Here is a 19,776-nt window from a genome sequence, read left to right as displayed (position 1 = left end):
CAGCCCTGGAGTACCGCAGCACGTCAGCACGTCAGCCCGTCAGCACCTCAGCACCTCAGCACCTCAGCGCCTCAGCACCTCAGCGCCTCAGCACCTCAGCGCCTCAGCGCACGCGCGAATCGCGCCTCAGGACTCCACGTCAGGGTGCGCCTTGCTCCGATAGCTCCGCGCCTTCTGCCGGTTGCCGCAGATTTCCATGCTGCACCACGCCCGTGATCCGTTTCGGGAGCGATCGAAATACGCCTCCTGGCAGGTATCGGCCTGGCACAGCTTCACGCGCGGCATCGTGCCCAGGATGCTGAGCCTCACGGCAGCGGAAAGCGCCGCCTCGGCAACGGTGGCCGACGTCAATGACAGGCCGCCTCCATCGCACGAGGGCTCAAGGGACACCTTCGGCAGGATCGGCTTCTCCCCGGCGACCAACTGGCGCAGCGCGTCACGCACGGCAACGGTCTCCGCGAAGTCGCCCGGTTCGAGCTCCCGCGCCCCTGCCCACTCGGCGAGCGCAGCCTCGCTGGACAGCGCATCCGTACTCGACTCCACGTCGACGGTGTTGAGAAAGTCCACGAGCAGGTCTTCCGGCGACTGCTGAGCGCCGACTTTCGTTGAAATGCTGCCATCCATCACATAACCAGTGTACGCACTTTACGGGTTACGGTAGCGTGGCGTTTAGTAACCGGTAAAACCGTCATGGAGGTTATGTTATGCGCATGGCGGCGCCGAAGACGATGGAGGAATCATGAATCCGCTCGCTTGGTTCACACTGTCTCTCGTCGAGAGCAGGGAACGAGAACTGGAACGCGCCATCGAGCAACACAGGCAGCGCACGGCAGGTGACGACGCGGCGCCGCTGTCGCGCGACGACAAGTGGACAGCCGCGATTCGACGCTGGGCAACAAGGGGATGGAGCGATGCCCCAGAGGTCAGGCCTGAGGGGGTTGACGCTCGTAGACGAATTCGAGCCCATCTTCTTCATCCATCTGCTCACCGGTGAGAACGAAATCCCAGTTTGCGATGACGGCCAGCGATGCAACATTCTCAGGGCTGATGCTGGCCCGCACGACCAGTACATCGTTGCGGTCGGCTGCGAATTTCAGCAACTCTCCGACAACGGCCGTTGCAATGCCCCTCCCACGGTGTTCAGGAAGCACGGTGTAGCCGATCTCCACCATGCCGGTCTCGTCCGGATGAAAGTGGAAGCCGGCGTGTCCGACGACTTCGCCCGTCGACTGCAGGACAACGGCGCGGGCAAGCCAGCCGACGGATGCCGGGTGTTGCAGCATCCGCTCAGCGTGCAATCGCCATAGCCAGGCCTCGCCGATGAAGTACGAGGGAAAGGTCAATCCGGTGAGCGCACCAGCGCCCTCAAGATCACCGTCAGCCAGCGCACGGAGCGCAGTGCCGTCAAGAACGACGAGCTTCACCAGGGCGGGCATCACGCGCTGCCCGCCGGAGCCTGGCCCGCTGGAGCCTGGCCCGCTGGAACCGCGGCAATCTCCCCGTCCGCTGCGTCGGCTGCCACGGTCAGCGGCTCGTGGCCAACCGGAAAGTTCACCGACGAGGCGATAAAGCATTGCGCGGCGGCCTGCGCGTGCAGCGATTGGGCCAGGTCGATCTGGCCGGCATCCGTGATGGTCACCCGCGGCTTGAGCACGGCGGCCGTGAAGTGGCCGCCACCATCTCTCGTTTGCTCCATCGACCCTGTGGCGGCGTCGGTGTATGACAGCACCGTCACGCCATGTTGCGCCGCCGCGTGCAGGTACGACAGCATGTGGCACTGGCTGAGCGCCGCCAGCAGGAGTTCTTCTGGGTTCCAGCGCTCAGGGTTACCCCTGAATGCCGGATCGGCAGAGCCTTCGATGTCGTGCTTGCCGATCGCGCTGACCAGATGTTCGCGGCCGTATGCCCGATAAGTGCTGGTTCCGGTGCCCCGATTGCCCGTCCATTCGACCTGAACGGTGTAGTCGTGAACGATGTCCATCTGGGCTCCTTCTGTTGAACCGGTGCCAATCGCAGTTCTCCCCAAGAATATCCGTCTGAACCCGCCCCTCTGGTCGGTAAACTTGCAGCATCATGACTGAAACTCTCGCAACCACCGCTGCCCAGGCATCCGCTGCCACGACCGTCACGCAGGAACGCCGTATCGTGACCGCCATTCCTGGGCCGCGCTCTGTCGAATTGCAGGAGCGACGACTGGCAACGGTGTCAGACGGCGTGAGCTCCATGCTGCCCGTCTACATCGAGCAGGCGCACGGCGCGATCCTCCGCGACGTCGACGGCAACCAGTTCATCGACCTGGGAGCCGGCATCGGCGTGACCACGATCGGTCACACAGAGTCAAGTGTTGTGGATGCCGCGGTCAACCAGGTCGGCCAGTTCATCCACACGCTGTTCACCATCACGCCTTACGAAGAGTACGTGCGCGTCGCAGAGCTGCTCGCCGAGCACACCCCCGGTGACTTCAAGAAGAAGTCCGTCCTCATCAACTCCGGCGCAGAGGCCGTGGAGAACGGCGTGAAGATCGCCCGCAAGTACACCGGCCGCCGCGCCGTCGCGGTGCTCGACCACGCGTACCACGGCCGCACCAACCTCACCATGGCCATGAACTACAAGGCCGCCCCATACGCAACCGGCTACGGCCCGCTCGCCGGCGATGTTTACCACGCACCGAGCTCCTACCCGTATCACGACGGTTTGAGTGGAGCGGATGCCGCAGCTCGCACCATCGCCTACCTCGAGAAGGCTGTCGGGGCGAGCGACCTCGCCTGCCTCGTTGTCGAGCCCATCCAGGGTGAGGGCGGATTCATGGTTCCGGCCGACGGCTACCTCCCCGCACTGCAGGAATGGTGCACGGCAAACGGCGTCGTCATGATCGCAGACGAGATACAGAGCGGCATGGCCCGCACCGGTGCGTACTACGCCAGCGAGCACTTCGGCTGGGTGCCAGACCTCGTCCTCACCGCAAAGGGCATTGCCGGCGGCCTTCCGCTGGCAGCCGTCACCGGTCGTGCGGAGATCATGGACTCCTCGCAGCCCGGTGGCCTTGGCGGCACCTTCGGCGGAAACCCGGTGGCCTGCGCCGCCGCGATCGCCGTCTTCGAAGCCATTGAGCAGAACAACCTGCTCGCAGAGGGCAAGCGCATCGAGAAGAGCCTCAAGGCGGGTCTCGAAGAGCTGAAGAACAGCACAGACATCATCGGCGAGATCCGTGGCTACGGCGCAATGGTCGCCATCGAGCTGGTCCAGCCTGGCACGGGCGACACGACGAAGGAACCCAACGCCGCTGCCGTCACCGCGATCTCGGCGTATGCCGCGCAGCACGGCGTGCTGGTTCTCACCGCTGGCACCTACGGAAACGTGCTGCGCTTCCTGCCGAGCCTCGCTCTGACCGATGACCTCATCGCTGACGCCCTGTCCGTCATCGGTGATGCCATCCGGGCCCTCTAGAGCGTGGCGGCCACATTCAGCGTCGCCGACTCCGTCGAGTTGGCCGTCGTCGAACGCAACGGATTTGTTGAGTCCCGGCATGCCGGTTCTGCCGTCGTCATGACCGGTGAAGGCGACGTGCTGCGCACGCTCGGCGACGTCACCAGCCCGATCTTCCCGCGCTCAGCGCTGAAGCCGTTCCAGGCGATCGCCGTCATGTCGAGCGGCGTGACGCTGCGCGGCGAGGACGCGGCCATTGCCACGGCCAGCCACACCGGCACGTTCAAGCACGCCGAACTGGCCAACGGGCTCCTCACCCGCGCCGGCCTCTCGTCCGCAGCGCTCGAGTGCCCCTCTTCCTGGCCGGATGACCGGGCGACCAGGGACGTCCTCGTTCGCCAGGGCCTCGGTCCAGACCCGCTCTACATGAACTGTTCCGGGAAGCACGCTGCGATGCTTGTGGCGTGCGTGCAGAACAACTGGTCGATCGACGGGTATCTGCACCCTGAGCATCCGTTGCAGAAGCGGATTCTCGACGTCATCGAGCGCTTCACGGGCGAACGCCCCGCGGCGTCCGGCATCGACGGCTGCGGCGCGCCCGTGCACGCGATCTCGCTCACTGCGCTGGCACGCGGCATCGCTCGCATCGCCACGAGCCGCTCGAACTCGCCATTCGCCATCTACCGCGAGGCCGGCTTCCTCGCTGAAGCCGTGCGCGACAACGGCTGGATCATCGCCGGCCCCGGCCAACCCGACACCGTGGTCATCGACCGCCTCGGCATCTTCATTAAGTACGGCGCTGAGGGCATCACCGTCGCGACGGCACCGGACGGCACGACGGTTGCACTGAAGGTGCTCGACGGCAACCTGAGGGCAGCGACGATCGTGGCGCTCAGCCTGTTGGCGGATGCCGACGCGCTTGCCCGCGAGGACGTCGATGCGCTGGTGCCAGACCTGCACCTCGCCGTCCAGGGTGGCGGCCGCCCCGTCGGTCAGATCAAGCCGAGCTACGTGTAGCTGAGGCAGGGTTGGGTGCCGCGAGCGGCGCCCAACCCCGCTGGCCCGTTCCTCGCGGTTGCTCTCGCCGTTGGCTACTACTCCTGGCTGTTCCTGGCCGTTCCCGGCCTGCCCCTGGCCTGCTCCTGGCTGCTCCCGGCTGTTCCTGGCTGCTCCCGGCTGCTCCCGGCCTGCCCTCGATTGCATAACTCCTGCAGAATCCTCTCGGCCGGTTAGCCAGCCCCGGAAACACGGGGGCGGAAGCCCACACGCCGGGCAACTTGCAGGAGTTATGCACACAGAACCCGCGCGACGACAAACATGCCGGGCCGACCTGGGTCCGCGCCCGGGTAAGCCCGAACCCCGGGTAAGCCCGAACCCCGAGCATGACTGAGCCATGTGCATGACTAACCTGAGGTCCGGCGGCACACAACAGCTGACACTGAGACGGCGTCGACTGGACGTCTGCTGCATAACTCCTGCAGAACACTCCGCGGCTGCTGCGACTGCCGCGAAAACACGGCCTCGCAGATCACCCGCCCGGCAAATGGCAGGAGTTATGCACGCGGCACCGGCGCGACGGCACATCTGCCGGGCCAATCTTCGCCCGCGCGCGAATAAGCCCGAACCCGAAACCCGGAACCCATCGTGTCGACTGGACTTCTCTTCTATAACTCCTGCAGAACACTCTGCGTCCGGTTCAACCACCTCTGAAACACTGGGCGGGAGCTGGCACGCCCGACAGATTGCAGGAGTTATGCGCCAGCAGCCAACCGGTAATCCGCCAGCGAGGCCGGCCGGTCGGCAGCTGGTCGGTCGGCAGCTGGTCGGTCGGCAGCCGACCAGCCGAACTAGCTGAGCCTCGCCAGCCGCTTGGCGCGCGCCGCCGAGGAGACCTGCGTGGTCACCACGATCACCAGCGCGAAGATGAACACCGCTGAGGCGATCACGTTCGCTTCCGCCGGTATGCCACGCGCCGCCGAGATGTAGATGTACTTCGGGAACGTCGTCACCGAACCGGAGTTGAAGTTCGTGATGATGAAGTCATCAAAGCTCAGCGCGAATGACAGCAAGGCCGCCGCCAGGATGCCAGGCAACAACAGCGGGAACGTCACGCGCATGAAGACCTGCGACGGCGACCCGTACAGGTCACGGCCGGCCTCTTCGAGTGCAGGATCAAGCCCGGCCACCCGCGCCTTGACGGTCACAACGACGAAGCTGATGCAGAACATCGTGTGCGCCAGGATGATCGTGACCATGTCCTTCGGGATACCCACCGACAAGAACTGCGCGGCAAGACCCGCCCCAAGAACCACCTCTGGAGTGGCCATCGGCAGGAACAGCAGCAGGCTGATGCCGGAGCGGAACTTGAACCGGTAGCGCACAATCGCGATCGCGATCATGGTTCCGAGTGTGGTGGCGATGAGGGTGGCGACGGCGCCGATCAGCAGGCTGTTGCCGAACGCCTGGCAGACGGCCCCGTTCTGCACGGCGCAGACGTTCAACCATTTGTCGAGCGTGAACCCTCGCCAGGAGATGTTCGATTTGATGGAGTCATTGAACGAGAAGATGAATGTGTAGACGATCGGGATCATCAGGAAGATGAGCGCGAGGGTCGCATAGAGCGGCAACAGCCATTTGCCGAAGGAGATTTTCACAGCAGGTCCTCCGTTCCTGAACGCTTCACGTAGACACCAACGATGACGAGGATCACCGACATCAGAATGATGGAGAGCGCTGCCGCAGCCGGATAGTTCAACAGCACCAGGAAGTTCGCTTCGATCACGTTTCCGATCATCTGGGTGTCAGGTCCACCGAGGAAGTCCCTGCTGGCATTGATGTAGTCGCCGGCCGCCGGGATGAACGTGAGCAGCGTCCCCGCAACGATGCCGGGCATCGAGAGCGGAATCGTCACCTTCCGGAACACCTGGAACGGGCTGGCGTAGAGGTCACTGCCAGCCTCGAGGTAACGCAGGTCGAGCCGCTCAAGCGTCGTGTACAGCGGCAGCGTCATGAACGGGATGAAGTTGTAGGTGAGGCCGAAGATAACGGCAGCCGGAGTACCCGTGAAATGGGCATCCGGTGCCATCAGCGAGAGCGCCTTCAACGACGTGATCACGAACGACTCGTCAGACAGCAGCTGCTTCCAGGCCAAGGTGCGCAGCAGGAAGCTGATGAAGAACGGTGCGATCACCATCACCAGCATCAGGCTCTGCAACAGCGGCCACCGCCGGGCTTTCACGCCGATGAAATAGGCAAGCGGATAGCTGAACAGCAGCGCGAGCACCGTCGCGACGAGGGCGTAGCCGAACGAGCGCACGATGTGCGGCCAATAGTCGGAGATGACCGTGACGTAGTTCTCCCACTTGAATGCGTAGGCGAACTGCCCGACGTCGCCGAACTCTGCCGGTTGCTGCAGCGAGGTGAGCAGCAGCGACACAAGGGGGGCCAGGAAGAACAGCACCAGGTACAGGATGCCGGGCAGGAGCAGCAGGAAAGCCACCCTGCTGGTTCGGCGCGGCGCCGGTTCGGCCGCGGTTGTCTGAGGGGCAAATGCCGCGAAGGCCATCCCTACGCTCCCTCAAGCTCCGTGATGAGGTCGTCACGCTTCTGCGCGGCGATGCTCTTCGTATCGGTGTCTGCCGCGAACCGGGGGGTTTCATCCGGGTCATCGTCGAGGCCGAAGCCGTGCTCGATCGCCCACGACATCCACACCTGGTCACCCTCATGGGCGACGGGGCCGAACGCCATGTTCTGGGCGAAGACCACAACGCTGCCGATTCCAGGCACGTTGACGATGTACTGGGTGCTCACACCGGAGAACGACACGTCGGTGACGTATCCGGGGCCGAGGACGTTGCGCTTCACATCGTCAAGCGGAACCTCGCGGTGCAGCGTCAACTTCTCTGGCCGCACGCCAACGGTGATACTTCCGGCATGCCTGTGCGCCCGCGCCGTCGGGACGACGACCTTCGAGCCCACGATGTCGACGGAGATTGCCTCGCTGGTTTGACCAACGACAGGACCGACGAAGAGGTTGGACTGACCGAGGAAGTTGGCGACGAAGGCGGTCCTGGGCAGTTCGTAGAGCTGCTCGGGCGCACCCATCTGCTCGATCCGACCCTTGTTCATGACAGCGACGGTGTCGGCCATGGTCATGGCCTCTTCCTGGTCGTGGGTCACGTGGAGGAACGTCAGGCCGACCTCTTCCTGGATGGTCTTGAGCTCCAGCTGCATCTGGCGGCGGAGCTTCAGGTCGAGCGCGCCGAGGGGTTCGTCGAGGAGCAACAGGGCAGGGCGGTTGACGATGGCCCTGGCCAGCGCAACTCGCTGCTGCTGGCCGCCGGAGAGCTGGATAGGCTTCCGGGCACCGAGATGGTCGAGCTCTACCAGGCGCAGTGCCTCGTGTGCTTTCTGCACGGCGTCGCTGATCTTGCGTCGCCGCAGCCCGAAGGCCACGTTCTCCAGCACCGTCATGTGCGGGAACAGCGCGTAACTCTGGAACACGGTGTTGACCGGACGACGATACGGCTTCTGCTCCGTGACATCCGTTCCACCGATCAGGATGCGACCCTCGGTGGGATCTTCCAGCCCCGCCACGAGTCGAAGCGTCGTCGTCTTGCCACAGCCGGATGGTCCGAGCAGCGCGAAGAAGGACCCTGCCGGAATCTTGAGGTCGAGGTTCTCGATGGCCGTGAAGCCAGGGAACCTCTTCTGGATGCCGATCAGCTCGAGGTCTGCTCCCCGGTCGGCGAATGCTCCTCCGGCCATCGCTACGCCCCCAACAGGATGCTCTGGAATGCTGCGTCGTATTTCTGCTCCTCAGCGCCGGTGAGCGAACGGAACACGTGGGCGTTGGCGAGGGTTGCCTCGTCGGGGAAGATGAGCTGGTTGTTCGCCAGCTCAGGATCGATGGCCATTGCGGCCTCCTTCGCCCCGACGACCGGAGTGATGTAGTTCACGTAGGCAGCCACCTCAGCCGCCACCTCTGGCTCGTAGTAGTAGTTGATGAGCGTTTCAACGTTGGTCTTCCGCCCCGAGCCGATCGGTACGACGAAGTTGTCGTTCCAAATCGTGCCGCCCTTCTCCGGAACGATGAACTCCCAGCGATCACCGTTCTCGGCGTTCAACTGGGTGATGTCACCCGACCAGACGATCGCAGCCAGGGTGTCCTCGTTGACGAGGTCTTCCTTGTACGAGTTGCCCTTGATATTGCGGATCTGCCCATCAGAGACCTGCTTCTGCAGCACGTCGATCGCAGTGTTGTAGTCGTCTTCCGTCCAGTCGCCCGAGATGTCGACGCCGGCGTCGAGCATCAGCAGGCCCATGGTGTCGCGCATCTCAGAGAGCACGCCAACCCGGCCTTTCAGGGAGGGGTCCCACAGATCTTCAACGGATGCCAGGCCGCCGGGCAGCTTCTCCTTGTTCCAGCAGATACCCGCGAAGCCGCCCTGCCACGGAACCGACATCGAGCGCCCTGGGTCGAAGTCGACATCCTTCAACGACGGCGTGAGGTTGGCTAGGTTGGGGATGTTGGCGTGGTTGAGTTCCTGCACGAAACCAAAGCGGATCAATCGGCCGACCATCCAGTCGGTGAGACACACGGCGTCTGCGCCGATGTCCTTGCCGAGCGCAAGCTGGTCTTTGACCTTGCCGTAGTAAGTGTTGTTGTCGTCGACGGCCTCGGTGTAGTTGACCTTGATACCTGTCTCTGCCGTGAATGCGTCCAGGGTTGGGTAGTTGCCATCGTCGTCGATGTCGATGTACAGCGCCCAGTTGTCCCAGTTCAGCGTCTTGTCGGTTGCCGAGTTGTCGGGTGCGGCCGTCGGTTTGGCCGACGCGCCGGTGGAGCATGCGGCGAGCGCGAGAGCGGCAGCACCGGCTCCTGCTCCGGCCAACAGCGTCCTTCGCCCCATTTGCGCCCGTTGAGCCTGGCGGATGAGCTGCTGAATCATCGGGTCTGCGGGCATCGGCCGGTGAGTCATCTATGGATCTCCTTGCGTGAACGAGACGAGACCGGACCAAAGCGCCCGGCGGCATTTCTGGGCAGTGCGAGTGGATAGATACTGGCACAGTCGAGACACCGCCGACAGCATTAGTGCCCAAATCGATATTCGAGAACCCAACTTGTAACGAAATCAGTACATAGACGCAACATTCACCCTCGAAAACAGCCGTTCTAGGGCAGTAGGCTGACAGCACAGGCGACGATGTCTGGCTACGACGTGAGGATCCACATGAAGGTCGCAATTCCCACCGAGGTCAAAAACAACGAGTTTCGCGTTGCGATAACACCGGCGGGAGTGCACGAACTCGTGTCATATGGTCACGAGGTCTTCATCCAGTCAGGGGCCGGCGCAGGGTCGTCGATCTCCGACGCCAGCTATGCCGCCGCCGGCGCTCAGCTCCTCCCAGATGCCGCTGATATCTGGGCGATCGCCGATCTCCTGCTCAAGGTCAAGGAGCCGATCGAGAGCGAGTACGCCTACTTCAGGCAAGATCTTTTGCTGTTCACCTACCTGCACCTCGCGGCAGAGCCCGAGCTCACCCGCGCCCTGCTGGCCGGCGGAGTGACAGCCATCGCCTATGAGACGGTGCAACTGCCATCCCGCGCCCTGCCGTTGCTCGCCCCCATGAGCGAAGTTGCAGGGCGACTGGCCCCAATCGTCGGCGCCAACGCCATGCTGAAGCCGAACGGTGGCCCAGGCCTTCTGGTGCCCGGCGTTCCCGGAACCCACCCCGCGCAGATCACCGTGCTCGGCGGCGGTGTCGCAGGCACGGCTGCCATGCAGGTCGCCCTCGGTCTGGGCGCCGAGGTGACCGTGCTCGACACCAACCTCTTCCGACTCAGGGAACTGGACACGATGAACTTCGGGCGTGTGAAAACCATCGCCTCGAACAGCTTCGAGATCGACAGGGCCGTGGTCAATGCCGACATGGTGATCGGTTCGGTTCTCATTCCGGGCGCCAAGGCACCGAAACTCGTCAGCAATGAACTGGTCTCCCGGATGCGACCGGGCAGCGTGCTCGTAGACATCGCTGTCGACCAGGGTGGCTGCTTTGCCGACACGCATGCAACAACGCACGCTGACCCGACCTTCACCGTGCACAACTCGCTGTTCTACTGCGTGGCGAACATGCCGGGTGCTGTTCCCAACACGTCGACCTACGCGCTCACCAATGCCACGCTTCCCTATGTGCGTGCCGTGGCGAACTCTGGTTGGAAGAGTGCGCTCAGCACCGATCCGGCGTTGGCTCTCGGCCTCAACACCAGTGGGGGCGCGGTCACCAACCAGGCCGTCGCTGCGGCGCACGGACTCGAGTACCGCGAGCTGGCGGATGCGCTCGCTGAGTAAGAAGCGGATGCGTCGGCCAGAGTTAACAGCGGATGCTGGCCGGAGTCGGCGGGAGCCGGCACGGCTGCCTTACACCTACGCAAATACTCCGCGACTGATCAGCCCGTCTGGCTGAAGTATCCAGACGTGGCGTCGGCCCGGCGCGATGTGGGGTGGCAGACTGCGTCCCCGCGTGATGAGGCGGATGTCGGCCAGGGTGCAGTGATCGAGTATGACGATCGTGTTGCGTCGCAGCGCGGTAAACAACGCCCACTGCGATTGCCAGGCATCGACGTCTCCCACCAGAATCTCTCCCGCAGCACCCGTGCCGGTGACGCGGAGCATCCGCTCATCTGATTCGGCGCGATTGCTTCGGCTCACGTCGAAGACAGAGGTACTCGCGGGGACTCGTGACCGAAGGTACGCGCAGGTGGCAGCCGGCCGGCCGGACACCACGACCAGGTTGGACTCGTCAGCGAGCCGAATCGGCCAGGCGGTGTGCGGTTGCTCCGGTTCGTGGGTGTCATAAGTGGCATGGGTGGGCTGAGTGGGGTGAGTGGCTTTGGCCAGAAGCTGAACATGACGCCCGCGCCAGAGTGCTGCGCCTGGCGGCTGTTCGGACTCTCCCCATCCGGCGTGCAGAGTGATGTCCGCGCCTGCCGCAACGAGGTCGGCGGGGCTCGTTCCGCCCAGCACGAGTGTGCTCGGGCACAGCGCTCCGATGCGTTGCAGGGCGGGGGTGAGCTGGCCGAGGGTGAGCACGACATGCAGTCCGCTGGCGGGTCCCGTCCGCAGGAGATCTCCCCAGAGTGTTCGGGCAGCATCCTGATGGTCACTCCCCCACGTGGCGTAAATCGCGTCGATGTCGTCGAACAGCAACAGGGTCCGTGGTGAGGGACCCACAGCGTCAGCATCAACCCGATGCCCTGCCCGCCCGTGCTCCAACCGCCCAGCGGCATCGACCAGGGCATCCCACATCGCCTCGCTGTCGGCAGGGACGATGGTGCAGCGGAGAGCAGCAGAGCGCTGGCCAGCCAATGAGGCGATAAGCGTCGATCGGCCGGAGCCGGGCCCGCCGACAACGAGAAGCCCACCATCGGCCACCGGGTCGTATCGCGCGATGCTGTAGCGCTGATGCTCCGGCTCGTCCGCGAGTCCGAGCACGAGGGAGGTCTGACTCGACGAACGCATGGCGTTCGCAGGTGGTGTTCTGCCACCTGCACGACCCGACCCACCAGCACCGCCGGCTTCACGTGCCGCGTCTAATCCGGCCCCGCCGAAGAGCCTGGCCAGATCGCCGCGTTCCACCCTAGTCGGGAGCGGGTCCAGCCACGGGCGTCTGGGTGCGCGGGGTTCCCCTGCCGACTCGCGTGCGGAATCGGCCCAGCGGGCGACGATGCTGTCGACGTGAGTGCTGCTGGTCGTGGCGACCTGGCACAGGACGAGGTTGTCGCCCGTTCGGATGAGGCATCGACCTGGGTCGCCCTGGGCAAGACCGACCGCATCGTCGACACCGAGAATGGCGACACTGTCTGCCGCATTGTTCACCCGCAGCGACAATCGCAGGCTGCAGTTGGCCAGGAGTGCATCCCGCACCACGCCGGTGGGTCGCTGGGTGCAGAGAATGAGATGGATTCCGAGGGACCGGCCACGGGCGGCCAGATCGACGAAGAGCGCATGGAGCGGTGGAAAGGCTTCGAGCATCGCCTGGAACTCATCAACCACGATGACGAGTCGCGACAGCCGGCCGCTCCGGTCCTCCGCGATGTCCCTGGCTCCGCTGTCTCGCAGTGATTCCTCGCGATAGCGAATCTCGGCACGCAGACTCTCCAGCGCCCGCTTAGCCTCAGCAGCGTTGAGGTCGGTGATGATTCCGACGCAGTGCGGCAGTCGCACGAGGTCGTCGAATGCAGCTCCACCCTTGAAATCCACAAGGAGGAATGTGACGGCATCCGGTGGATACGCCGCAGCGAGCGCGGCCACCCAGGTGACGAGCAGTTCGCTCTTCCCGCTTCCTGTCGTTCCGGCGACGATAGCGTGCGGGCCTGACTCAACGAGGTCGACAACGTGGACACCGTTGCCGCCCATGGCAATGGGGCATCGCAGGGAACGGCGGTCGATGGCATCCGCTGATTCACCGTGGATCGACTGACGAAGCGCGCGCGAGCCGGGCAGGGTGTGCGGGTCAGGCAGGCCAAGCGGTTCAGCCAGGCCACGCGGTCCAGGCTGATCAGGCAGAGAGCCCGGCCCCGCAAGTTCGTGCAGCTCAATCCGACGGGGCAACGCCCTCGCCATGGCCCCGAATCCGAGATCTCCTGCCACCTCTGCCAGGTGCACTGACAGCTGATGGGCCTGGCTGGCCGCGACGAGTTCGGGCTGGAGGGACAGGCCAGTCGGATGATAGTTCGAACGCACGATACGTGCGTCGTTCGGCACGTCGATTCGGACAATGGTCGAGCATCCTGGCGGAAGCGCCTCACTCGACGGCGCCATCGCAATGAGAATCTCGCCTTGGGCCGGGCCAGGGGTTGAGCCATAGGCCGAGCCAGGGCGCAGCATTCGCGCGTCCTCGCTGACGACCAGGCTGATGGCATCGCCGGGCGACGTCTGGCCGAGTTCCGGCCCCAGGTGTGGCAAGGCCTGTGTCCACGTCCATCCGTCGTTTGGCGGAGCGTGAACCGTCAGTCGACCGGGGTGCAGGCGGTGCGCGAGTTGCAGCACGAGGCCCCTCGCGAACGAGCGGGTCAGGACCAGTGGGCCGACCAGGCCGATGCCGGCTCCGGCGTCAACCTCGACGGGGGCGTCGGGGCAGCTCCGTGCCTCGGCCTCTATGGCCATGCTCTCCATGCCGCTGCCGTCCGCGGCTCCACTGTCCGATGCCCTCACCGGCTTCTCCACGGCGAAAGCGCTGGGCACGGTCCCCCGCCCCAAGGCAATCAACGGATGGGCATCTGGTTCCCAACGGGACAGCGCGGCGCTGGCATCCGCGACGTGCGGCGCGGTGTCGGCACCAGCCTCGCTCGTCTCAACCCGGCCGCCAGCCTCGCTCGTCTCGCCCCGGTCGCCAGCCCTAGCGATCCCCGCGAACTCCACGACACCGCTGCCACTCTCGATCATGGCAACGGACGGAGTCCTCGCCCATGCGTCGTGGCGCTGCTGCCGGTGCAGGGTCACGATCCGCGCCCTGACGTCGGCGCAGTCCGCTCCGAAGCGCCTGCGTGCCGCAGCCCTGGCCTTGCGCAGCCCGCGCCGGTTGTCCACCATGCTCGCCAGCGCAATCACAGGGCCGAGCACGGCGAACAACAGCATGTACAGGGAACCGGTGACCATCCACATGACTCCGGACAGCACAACAGGGGCAGCTGTCGCGACCACCGGGAATCCCGCGCGAGCAGGCGTGGCCGACAGTTCGGGGATGCGCACGGCAGTCGGTGGTTCGATCACTCCCCCACAACAGCAGGTCACCGCGTCGTGATCCGCAATTCAACAGCACCGGTGGTGTATCCGTGATCGCTCGACGTGGGGAGGAGCATCCGTCACGTACGGAATGCTCGTCTCGCGTCTGTGAGTTGCCCGTTTTTGCTAGTGCCGATGCCTGCCCTACCAGCAAAAATGGGCGGCTTTTGGTGGGTGCGTGTGCTGCGAAGGGTGAGTGGGTCAGATGACCATGAAGAACTGGTCGGCCAGCTCGACACGTGAACCGCGAGGGACGAGATAGCGCCTGCCGGCCTCGCAGCGGAGCGCAGCTTCATCCGGACGACGGATGGCTGTCCCGTTTCCGGAGAAACGGTCACTGATCCAGAATTCGCCGTCATGCTGCCCGAACTCGAGGTGGGTCTTCGAGACTGACATCCCGACATCCGCAATCTGGATCAAGTGGTCGTAATACTCAGAGGGCTGCGGCAGCGGACGGCGTCCGATCAAGCCTGAGCCATGCACGACGACGGTCTCCCCCGTGCTGAATTGCAGCACGAAACGCACCGTGGGCCGTGTGAACCGGGGCTCTGCCCCACGCTCATTCGACACCGGTCCCGACGGTGACTCGGTCGTCTGCGCAGTCGCCACTGGTCCTGACGCTGAGCCTGACGCTGAGCGTGACGCTGACGCTGACGCTGAGCCTGGCTCAAGCCCCACTGTCGATGCTCTGGTCGACTCCGAATCAGAACCAGCTCCTACCTGCACGCCGGGGTTCACACGATCTGCCCCGCCAGGACCGCCACCATCGTGCCCAGCGACCGGAACGGAGATCACCGTCGGTGTACGGGGCAGCGGCTGGATGATCGTGGTGTCGGCGGGACGCGGATCCTGTCGTTTCCTGGTCGCTACGGTCGCTGTTGTCGAGCTTCCGCACTCGCCGCAGAACATCGCTCCCTCTGGGAGTTCCGCTCCGCAAATCTGACAGTTCACGATCGTTGCCTTCCTGTGCCCGCGTGTCCAGCGTATCGGCCAAATGAGCGCAGGGAGACGAGCGCGCGGATGCGCTGCCGGCGGCTGAGGCGCGCGGTCAGCGCGTTACCGAGTTCGTCGACGCTGGTCCACACGTGGTCGGCATCGGCCACGGTGGGTTCGTCTGGGGCAAAGACAGCACGGTCGACGAACGAGGCCAGCCCCAGCGGACGCATTCCACCGACCCGCTCCGCGAACTCGATCCGTGTGGCAGACGCTGGAACGTCGACACCGGAATCGACAGCCTGGTCGGCGAATTCACGCCAGCCGCCGGCGATGCGCTCCTCGGGTGACCCGGTGCGTTGACGCAGTTTCCGCCGCCGGGTCTTCCCGACGACGATGGCGACGAAGGGTGAAAGCAGCAGTGCAATTCCGAGCACGACCCAGCCCAGGATCCGAAGCACGGTGAACAAGACCGCGAGGAATTGATCGGTGGCTGGAGCCGGGTCCTGTTCGCTGCTCTCCGGTTGAGTGGCGTTGTTCTGCTGGTTCGGCTCCTCAACGGGCGGCGGAACCACCGATTGCGGCCGGGAGACTTCGGTCGGCAGGTCAGGCTGCTTGTCCGGGATGTCGCGTACGACCGGATTCGGGTCGATGCTGACCCAGCTCCCGTCAGAACTCTGCACCTCGATCCAGGCCGAGATGTCTGATCCGGTCACGGTCGTGGTTCCAACGGCATCCGTGCTGCTCGCTTGCGGAACGAACCCCATGACAACCCTCGCCGGGAATCCGATGGTCCGCGCCATCAGCGCAGCGGTCACCGCATACTGCTCGGCATCCCCCACCATGGGGCGATCGGTCAACAGTTGGGTGATCCGGTCCGCACCATGGCCCGATCGGCTGAACGGCTCTTCGGGGTCGATTCCGTGGCTGACGTACCCCTCCGTTCGCAGCGCGTCCACCATGTCCGCCAGCTGTTCGCCTGGGGAACGGTTCTCCTGCACCCACCGCGCCAGCGTCTGGGTGACCTGGTCGGGAACGACACCGATCGGCGGCAGCACCGCTGTGCCTGGCGAGAGCGTCTCGAGGGTGTCCGGGGCGGCCGGCACCACAGACGTTGCGCGGTACTCATCCCCCTCGTGCAACCCGCCGAGCACCGCCCCTGTCCTGCTGTTGTCGTTGTAAAAGAACGCGTCAGCCAGAGCGGATGCCGTGCTCCCCGAAAAGTTGATGCGTTCCAGTGCCCCTGCGCCCGGCACCCACACACCGGAGTAGCCGTCAACGTGCACCGTGAGCGTGGCCTGCTCGCCGGCCACGCCGCTCTGGTCGAGCCGGAACGGCAGCCGAGTGAATGAGCCCGAAGCACTGTCCGTATCGCTGTCACCCACCGAGTAGACGATGCCGTCGTAGGTGTCGAGCGCAGCAAGCCTGATCCACGCCGACTCAGGGAGTCCGGTTACCCGCAGCATGTCAGTGTCGGCCAGGTCTGGCTGCAGGTAGTTGCGGAACTCGGTCAGCGGACTGGTGTAGTCACGGGGATCGAACGGTTGCTGTACCCGCGCCCTGACCACGTCCCGGGGAACTGACGCCGGGGCCGCGATCGCAGCAGCGGTGCCGACGGCGATGGCCACGGCAACGATGATCGCGGCGCTGGCCAACCCACGCGCAGCATTCAGCCGGCGATCGAGCGCCGACTCAGAGGTGCGGGACGCAGGCGGCGAGACCGAGGGTGCGCTCTTGCGCCTGCGGTGCCAACGCAACCACAGCAGCCACGACAGCACGCTGACGAAAACGGCAACGCCGATTTCGATGGGAGCGTCAGGGACTGTCGGTCCAAGCGCGATGCCGCCGACGAATAGTGCGAGCGGCGCCAGCACGGCGAAATCCGGATGCCGTGCCCTGAGCGCCGTGGTGAGGCCAACCACGCTTGTCAGCAGCACCATGATGAACGCGGGCACCAACAACGCCTGATAGTCGCCAACGGGCAGGACGATGGTGACGAGTTGCTTCCACCCGAGCGCGGTGGCAACGAGCAGCTCCCGCACCCCGTCTGCCGTCGGCAGGATCCCGCCGATGCTCTGTCCTGGAACGGCCAGCGGCACTCCAGCCAGCAGGAAAACGACAAGGGTGGCCAGCGCAACAGCCCACGATGGCCAACGGAACACAGCGCCGAGAACGGCGACGGATGCCCCGAGCACGATGGTCACTCCCACCATCACCACAAATGCGCTGCTGTGGTAAATGGGCCACAGCGTGGTGGACGCCACAGCACTCGTCACCGCCAGCGCTATGACGTTGCCAAGGATGAATCCCCAGTTCCGGGTTGCGGCTGGGGCAGCACGCCTGCCCGCAGATCGGCCGCTCATTCGGCTGCCGCCCTGGCCAGGATCTTCTGGAGGTCTTCGAGGTAGCCGATCGTGATGACGGTGAGATCACCCATCTTGCGAACCGTCGGCACGACATCCGGGTCACACACGACGGCGACGACCGCGACGCCGGCAGGATATCGGGTCGCAGCTCTCCGCAATTGGGCCGGCGTGCACGACGAACCGCAGATCAGGAAGGCGACCGAGATGCCGGCGACGTTGTCGGCAGCGACCCTGGCCAGCTCGGTCAGGGGAAGCGCGGATGGAGCCAACTCAATGGTGCTGAGGTCGTCGAGCAGCCGCACCCGCGAGATCGTGCTGAGCGAGCGCATCGAGTACACCGTGCGCTTGGCGAATTCGGGGGTGAGCTCACTGACGACAACCGACACGTTGCGGGCGTCCCGCACGGCACGCACGCCCAGGGAGCCCGCGACGCTGACGGCCATCTCGAACTCGTCGTCTGTCGCAAAATCAGGTTCGGCCAGGCTGAGCACCACCATGAGGTGGCTCCGCCTGGTCTCTTCGAACTGCCGCACCATGAAGGTGCCTGTCTTGGCAGAGCTCTTCCAGTGGATGTTGCGTCGATCGTCACCGGGCACGTACTCGCGCAACGCGTGGAATGACACGTCGCTGTTGGTCATATCCCTCGTCGGGATGCCTTCGAGGTCGCGGACGAATCCGGTGCTCATGCTCGGAATCGAGATCGTACGGGGATGCACGTAGAGGTCGATCTCTTCTGCCCAGGCCCGTTCTGCCCTGAACAGTCCGATGGGGTCTCCGCGTACCGTGTGGACGGGCCCGATGGGGATGACTCCCCTTCGCTTGGTCGGTACCACGAAGACGTCGTCGAATTGGGCGCCATGGCGCAGGGCAGGCATCTGGAACACGGCCATGTCCGCGCCAATCTGCACCTCGACGTCGACGCCGGGGAGGCGTCGTTTGGTGGGATTGCGCACCAGAACCTGACCGGGTACCCGTTCGCCGACGACGACCTTCGTCGTCGGCAGCTCAAGGCGAATCTCGTACGCATTCCGGCCGATCAGGTACAGCAGTGTGGCGCAGATGAGCACCAGGCCTGCCCACCCGATAGTGATGAGCTCGCTCCACCCCAGCTGGTAGCCGAGGATGAAACTCGCCGCGACGGCGCACATGACGCCCCATCCGAGTGCGGTCACGACAGCGGCGACTGCCGCGGCGGCCGCCCTGGCAGCCGCCACGACGGCGCGCCAACTGCGCACGCACCAGACGATGGCGTCTGCGAGTGCCCCTTCGGTGCGCGAAGCTGTGGTCACACTCACACGGGCTGCCTATCGCTGGGCGGCGGCGTCTCGATAAGGATCTGGGCGATCACACTCGGCGCCGTGACGCCGTCGAACTCTGCTTCGGGGTCGAGCAACAGCCGGTGCGCGAGCACCGGAAGTGCGAGCGCCTTCACGTCATCGGGAATCACGTAGTGCCTGCCGTTGGCGGCTGCGAGTGTCTTGGCCGCCCTGATCAGCGCGAGCGCACCACGAACGCTGGCCCCCAGCCGCACCTCTGTGGCTGAGCGTGTTGCATCGACCAACCGGGCAACGTAGTCGTTGATGCTGGGATCCACGAAGACACTCCTGGCCAGCGCGGCCATCTCGACGACCGAATCTGCGGTGACAACGGGCTGGACGAGTTGCTCGTGGGCGCGGTTGCCAGCCCCTTCCAGAATGCGAATCGTTGACGCGTGGTCTGGATAGCCGATCGATGCCTTCATGATGAAGCGGTCGAGTTGCGCTTCGGGCAGCCGGTAGGTTCCCGCCTGTTCGATGGGGTTCTGCGTTGCGATCACCATGAATGGCAACGTGACCTGGTGGGTCACCCCGTCGGCGGTCACCTGGCCTTCCTCCATCACTTCGAGCAGGGCAGCCTGGGTCTTCGGGCTTGCCCGGTTGATCTCGTCGGCCAGCACGATGTTCGCGAACACCGGCCCACGGTGATACTCGAACGCACCGCTCCGCTGGTCGTAGATGCTGACGCCCGTGATGTCTCCCGGCAACAGGTCTGGTGTGAACTGGATGCGACTGTTGCTGCAATGCACACTCTGGGCCATCGCCCTGGCCAGCGACGTCTTGCCGGTGCCAGGGACGTCTTCGAGGAGCAGGTGTCCCTCGCTGAGCAGCGCGGTGAAAGCGAGGCGGATGACGTGTTCCTTGCCAAGTAGGACCTGTTCGACACCGCGCACCATCCGTTCGAAAACGTCAGCGAAGTGAGTGGCCTGCTGCGGGGTCATCGTCATC

The 19,776-nt window shown here is 64.7% G+C and carries 15 protein-coding genes; 3 read left to right on the top strand and 12 right to left on the bottom strand.

Going from position 1 to position 19,776, the window contains the following annotated elements:
* Positions 1-126: 126 nt before the first annotated feature.
* The 3 genes from AC25Y4_RS09320 to AC25Y4_RS09310 form a co-directional block, all read right to left on the bottom strand.
* A complete protein-coding gene (locus AC25Y4_RS09320) occupies positions 127-624 on the bottom strand; it encodes a CGNR zinc finger domain-containing protein (protein ID WP_488120109.1) in 498 nt (165 codons plus the stop codon).
* A 299-nt stretch (positions 625-923) separates the two neighbouring features.
* Positions 924-1,436 (bottom strand): GNAT family N-acetyltransferase, encoded by a 513-nt coding sequence (locus tag AC25Y4_RS09315; protein ID WP_488120108.1) that lies wholly within the window; start codon positions 1,434-1,436, stop codon positions 924-926.
* Positions 1,436-1,981, bottom strand: a complete 546-nt coding sequence (locus AC25Y4_RS09310) for an OsmC family protein (RefSeq protein WP_488120107.1) — start codon at positions 1,979-1,981, stop codon at positions 1,436-1,438. The genes AC25Y4_RS09315 and AC25Y4_RS09310 overlap by 1 nt, the downstream gene beginning before the upstream one ends.
* 92 nt (positions 1,982-2,073) lie before the next feature.
* Between AC25Y4_RS09310 and gabT the strand changes: the two genes are divergently transcribed.
* Both gabT and AC25Y4_RS09300 read left to right on the top strand, forming a co-directional pair.
* Positions 2,074-3,447: a 4-aminobutyrate--2-oxoglutarate transaminase gene (gene gabT / locus AC25Y4_RS09305; RefSeq protein ID WP_488120106.1), complete on the top strand. Its 1,374-nt coding sequence runs from the start codon at positions 2,074-2,076 to the stop codon at positions 3,445-3,447.
* A 3-nt stretch (positions 3,448-3,450) separates the two neighbouring features.
* Positions 3,451-4,443 (top strand): asparaginase, encoded by a 993-nt coding sequence (locus AC25Y4_RS09300; RefSeq protein WP_488120105.1) that lies wholly within the window; start codon positions 3,451-3,453, stop codon positions 4,441-4,443.
* Between the two features lie 830 nt (positions 4,444-5,273).
* Here AC25Y4_RS09300 and AC25Y4_RS09295 read toward each other — a convergent pair.
* Genes AC25Y4_RS09295 through AC25Y4_RS09280 form a run of 4 tightly spaced genes read right to left on the bottom strand, consistent with a single transcriptional unit; the run spans position 5,274 to position 9,407 of the window.
* Positions 5,274-6,080 (bottom strand): ABC transporter permease, encoded by an 807-nt coding sequence (locus AC25Y4_RS09295; RefSeq protein ID WP_488120104.1) that lies wholly within the window; start codon positions 6,078-6,080, stop codon positions 5,274-5,276.
* Positions 6,077-6,991 carry an ABC transporter permease gene (locus AC25Y4_RS09290; RefSeq protein WP_488120103.1) on the bottom strand — a complete coding sequence of 305 codons (915 nt, stop codon included), beginning with the start codon at positions 6,989-6,991 and terminating at the stop codon, positions 6,077-6,079. Before AC25Y4_RS09290 ends, AC25Y4_RS09295 begins: the two co-directional genes overlap by 4 nt.
* A gap of 2 nt (positions 6,992-6,993) precedes the next feature.
* A complete protein-coding gene (locus tag AC25Y4_RS09285; RefSeq protein WP_488120102.1) occupies positions 6,994-8,193 on the bottom strand; it encodes an ABC transporter ATP-binding protein in 1,200 nt (399 codons plus the stop codon).
* 2 nt (positions 8,194-8,195) lie between these two features.
* Positions 8,196-9,407: an ABC transporter substrate-binding protein gene (locus AC25Y4_RS09280; protein WP_488120101.1), complete on the bottom strand. Its 1,212-nt coding sequence runs from the start codon at positions 9,405-9,407 to the stop codon at positions 8,196-8,198.
* A 252-nt stretch (positions 9,408-9,659) separates the two neighbouring features.
* Between AC25Y4_RS09280 and ald the strand changes: the two genes are divergently transcribed.
* Positions 9,660-10,778 (top strand): alanine dehydrogenase, encoded by a 1,119-nt coding sequence (gene ald, locus AC25Y4_RS09275; RefSeq protein ID WP_488120100.1) that lies wholly within the window; start codon positions 9,660-9,662, stop codon positions 10,776-10,778.
* Between the two features lie 75 nt (positions 10,779-10,853).
* On the opposite strand, the gene AC25Y4_RS09270 is transcribed toward ald, so the two are convergent.
* From AC25Y4_RS09270 to AC25Y4_RS09250, 5 genes are all read right to left on the bottom strand, one after another.
* Positions 10,854-14,201, bottom strand: coding sequence for an FtsK/SpoIIIE domain-containing protein (locus AC25Y4_RS09270; protein ID WP_488120099.1), 3,348 nt, complete (start codon positions 14,199-14,201; stop codon positions 10,854-10,856).
* Between the two features lie 213 nt (positions 14,202-14,414).
* On the bottom strand, positions 14,415-15,164 hold the full coding sequence (locus AC25Y4_RS09265) for a hypothetical protein (protein WP_488120098.1): 750 nt from the start codon (positions 15,162-15,164) through the stop codon (positions 14,415-14,417).
* Positions 15,161-17,509, bottom strand: a complete 2,349-nt coding sequence (locus AC25Y4_RS09260; protein ID WP_488120097.1) for a transglutaminaseTgpA domain-containing protein — start codon at positions 17,507-17,509, stop codon at positions 15,161-15,163. The genes AC25Y4_RS09265 and AC25Y4_RS09260 overlap by 4 nt, the downstream gene beginning before the upstream one ends.
* Positions 17,506-18,807: a DUF58 domain-containing protein gene (locus AC25Y4_RS09255; protein WP_488120096.1), complete on the bottom strand. Its 1,302-nt coding sequence runs from the start codon at positions 18,805-18,807 to the stop codon at positions 17,506-17,508. The genes AC25Y4_RS09260 and AC25Y4_RS09255 overlap by 4 nt, the downstream gene beginning before the upstream one ends.
* Positions 18,804-19,775: an AAA family ATPase gene (locus AC25Y4_RS09250; RefSeq protein WP_488120095.1), complete on the bottom strand. Its 972-nt coding sequence runs from the start codon at positions 19,773-19,775 to the stop codon at positions 18,804-18,806. The genes AC25Y4_RS09255 and AC25Y4_RS09250 overlap by 4 nt, the downstream gene beginning before the upstream one ends.
* Position 19,776: the final 1 nt, after the last annotated feature.

Source organism: Leifsonia sp. Y878 (assembly GCF_057669685.1).
This window is presented reverse-complemented; position numbering and strand designations above follow the sequence as displayed.

Excerpts from the sequence above, each read along its gene's own strand:
- AC25Y4_RS09310 (WP_488120107.1), bottom strand. The coding sequence starts at position 1,981 with ATGGACATCGTTCACGACTACACCGTTCAGGTCGAATGGACGGGCAAT.
- AC25Y4_RS09315 (WP_488120108.1), bottom strand. The coding sequence starts at position 1,436 with ATGCCCGCCCTGGTGAAGCTCGTCGTTCTTGACGGCACTGCGCTCCGT.
- AC25Y4_RS09250 (WP_488120095.1), bottom strand. The coding sequence starts at position 19,775 with ATGACGATGACCCCGCAGCAGGCCACTCACTTCGCTGACGTTTTCGAA.
- AC25Y4_RS09285 (WP_488120102.1), bottom strand. The coding sequence starts at position 8,193 with ATGGCCGGAGGAGCATTCGCCGACCGGGGAGCAGACCTCGAGCTGATC.
- gabT (WP_488120106.1), top strand. The coding sequence starts at position 2,074 with ATGACTGAAACTCTCGCAACCACCGCTGCCCAGGCATCCGCTGCCACG.
- AC25Y4_RS09280 (WP_488120101.1), bottom strand. The coding sequence starts at position 9,407 with ATGACTCACCGGCCGATGCCCGCAGACCCGATGATTCAGCAGCTCATC.
- ald (WP_488120100.1), top strand. The coding sequence starts at position 9,660 with ATGAAGGTCGCAATTCCCACCGAGGTCAAAAACAACGAGTTTCGCGTT.
- AC25Y4_RS09290 (WP_488120103.1), bottom strand. The coding sequence starts at position 6,991 with ATGGCCTTCGCGGCATTTGCCCCTCAGACAACCGCGGCCGAACCGGCG.
- AC25Y4_RS09260 (WP_488120097.1), bottom strand. The coding sequence starts at position 17,509 with ATGAGCGGCCGATCTGCGGGCAGGCGTGCTGCCCCAGCCGCAACCCGG.
- AC25Y4_RS09320 (WP_488120109.1), bottom strand. The coding sequence starts at position 624 with ATGGATGGCAGCATTTCAACGAAAGTCGGCGCTCAGCAGTCGCCGGAA.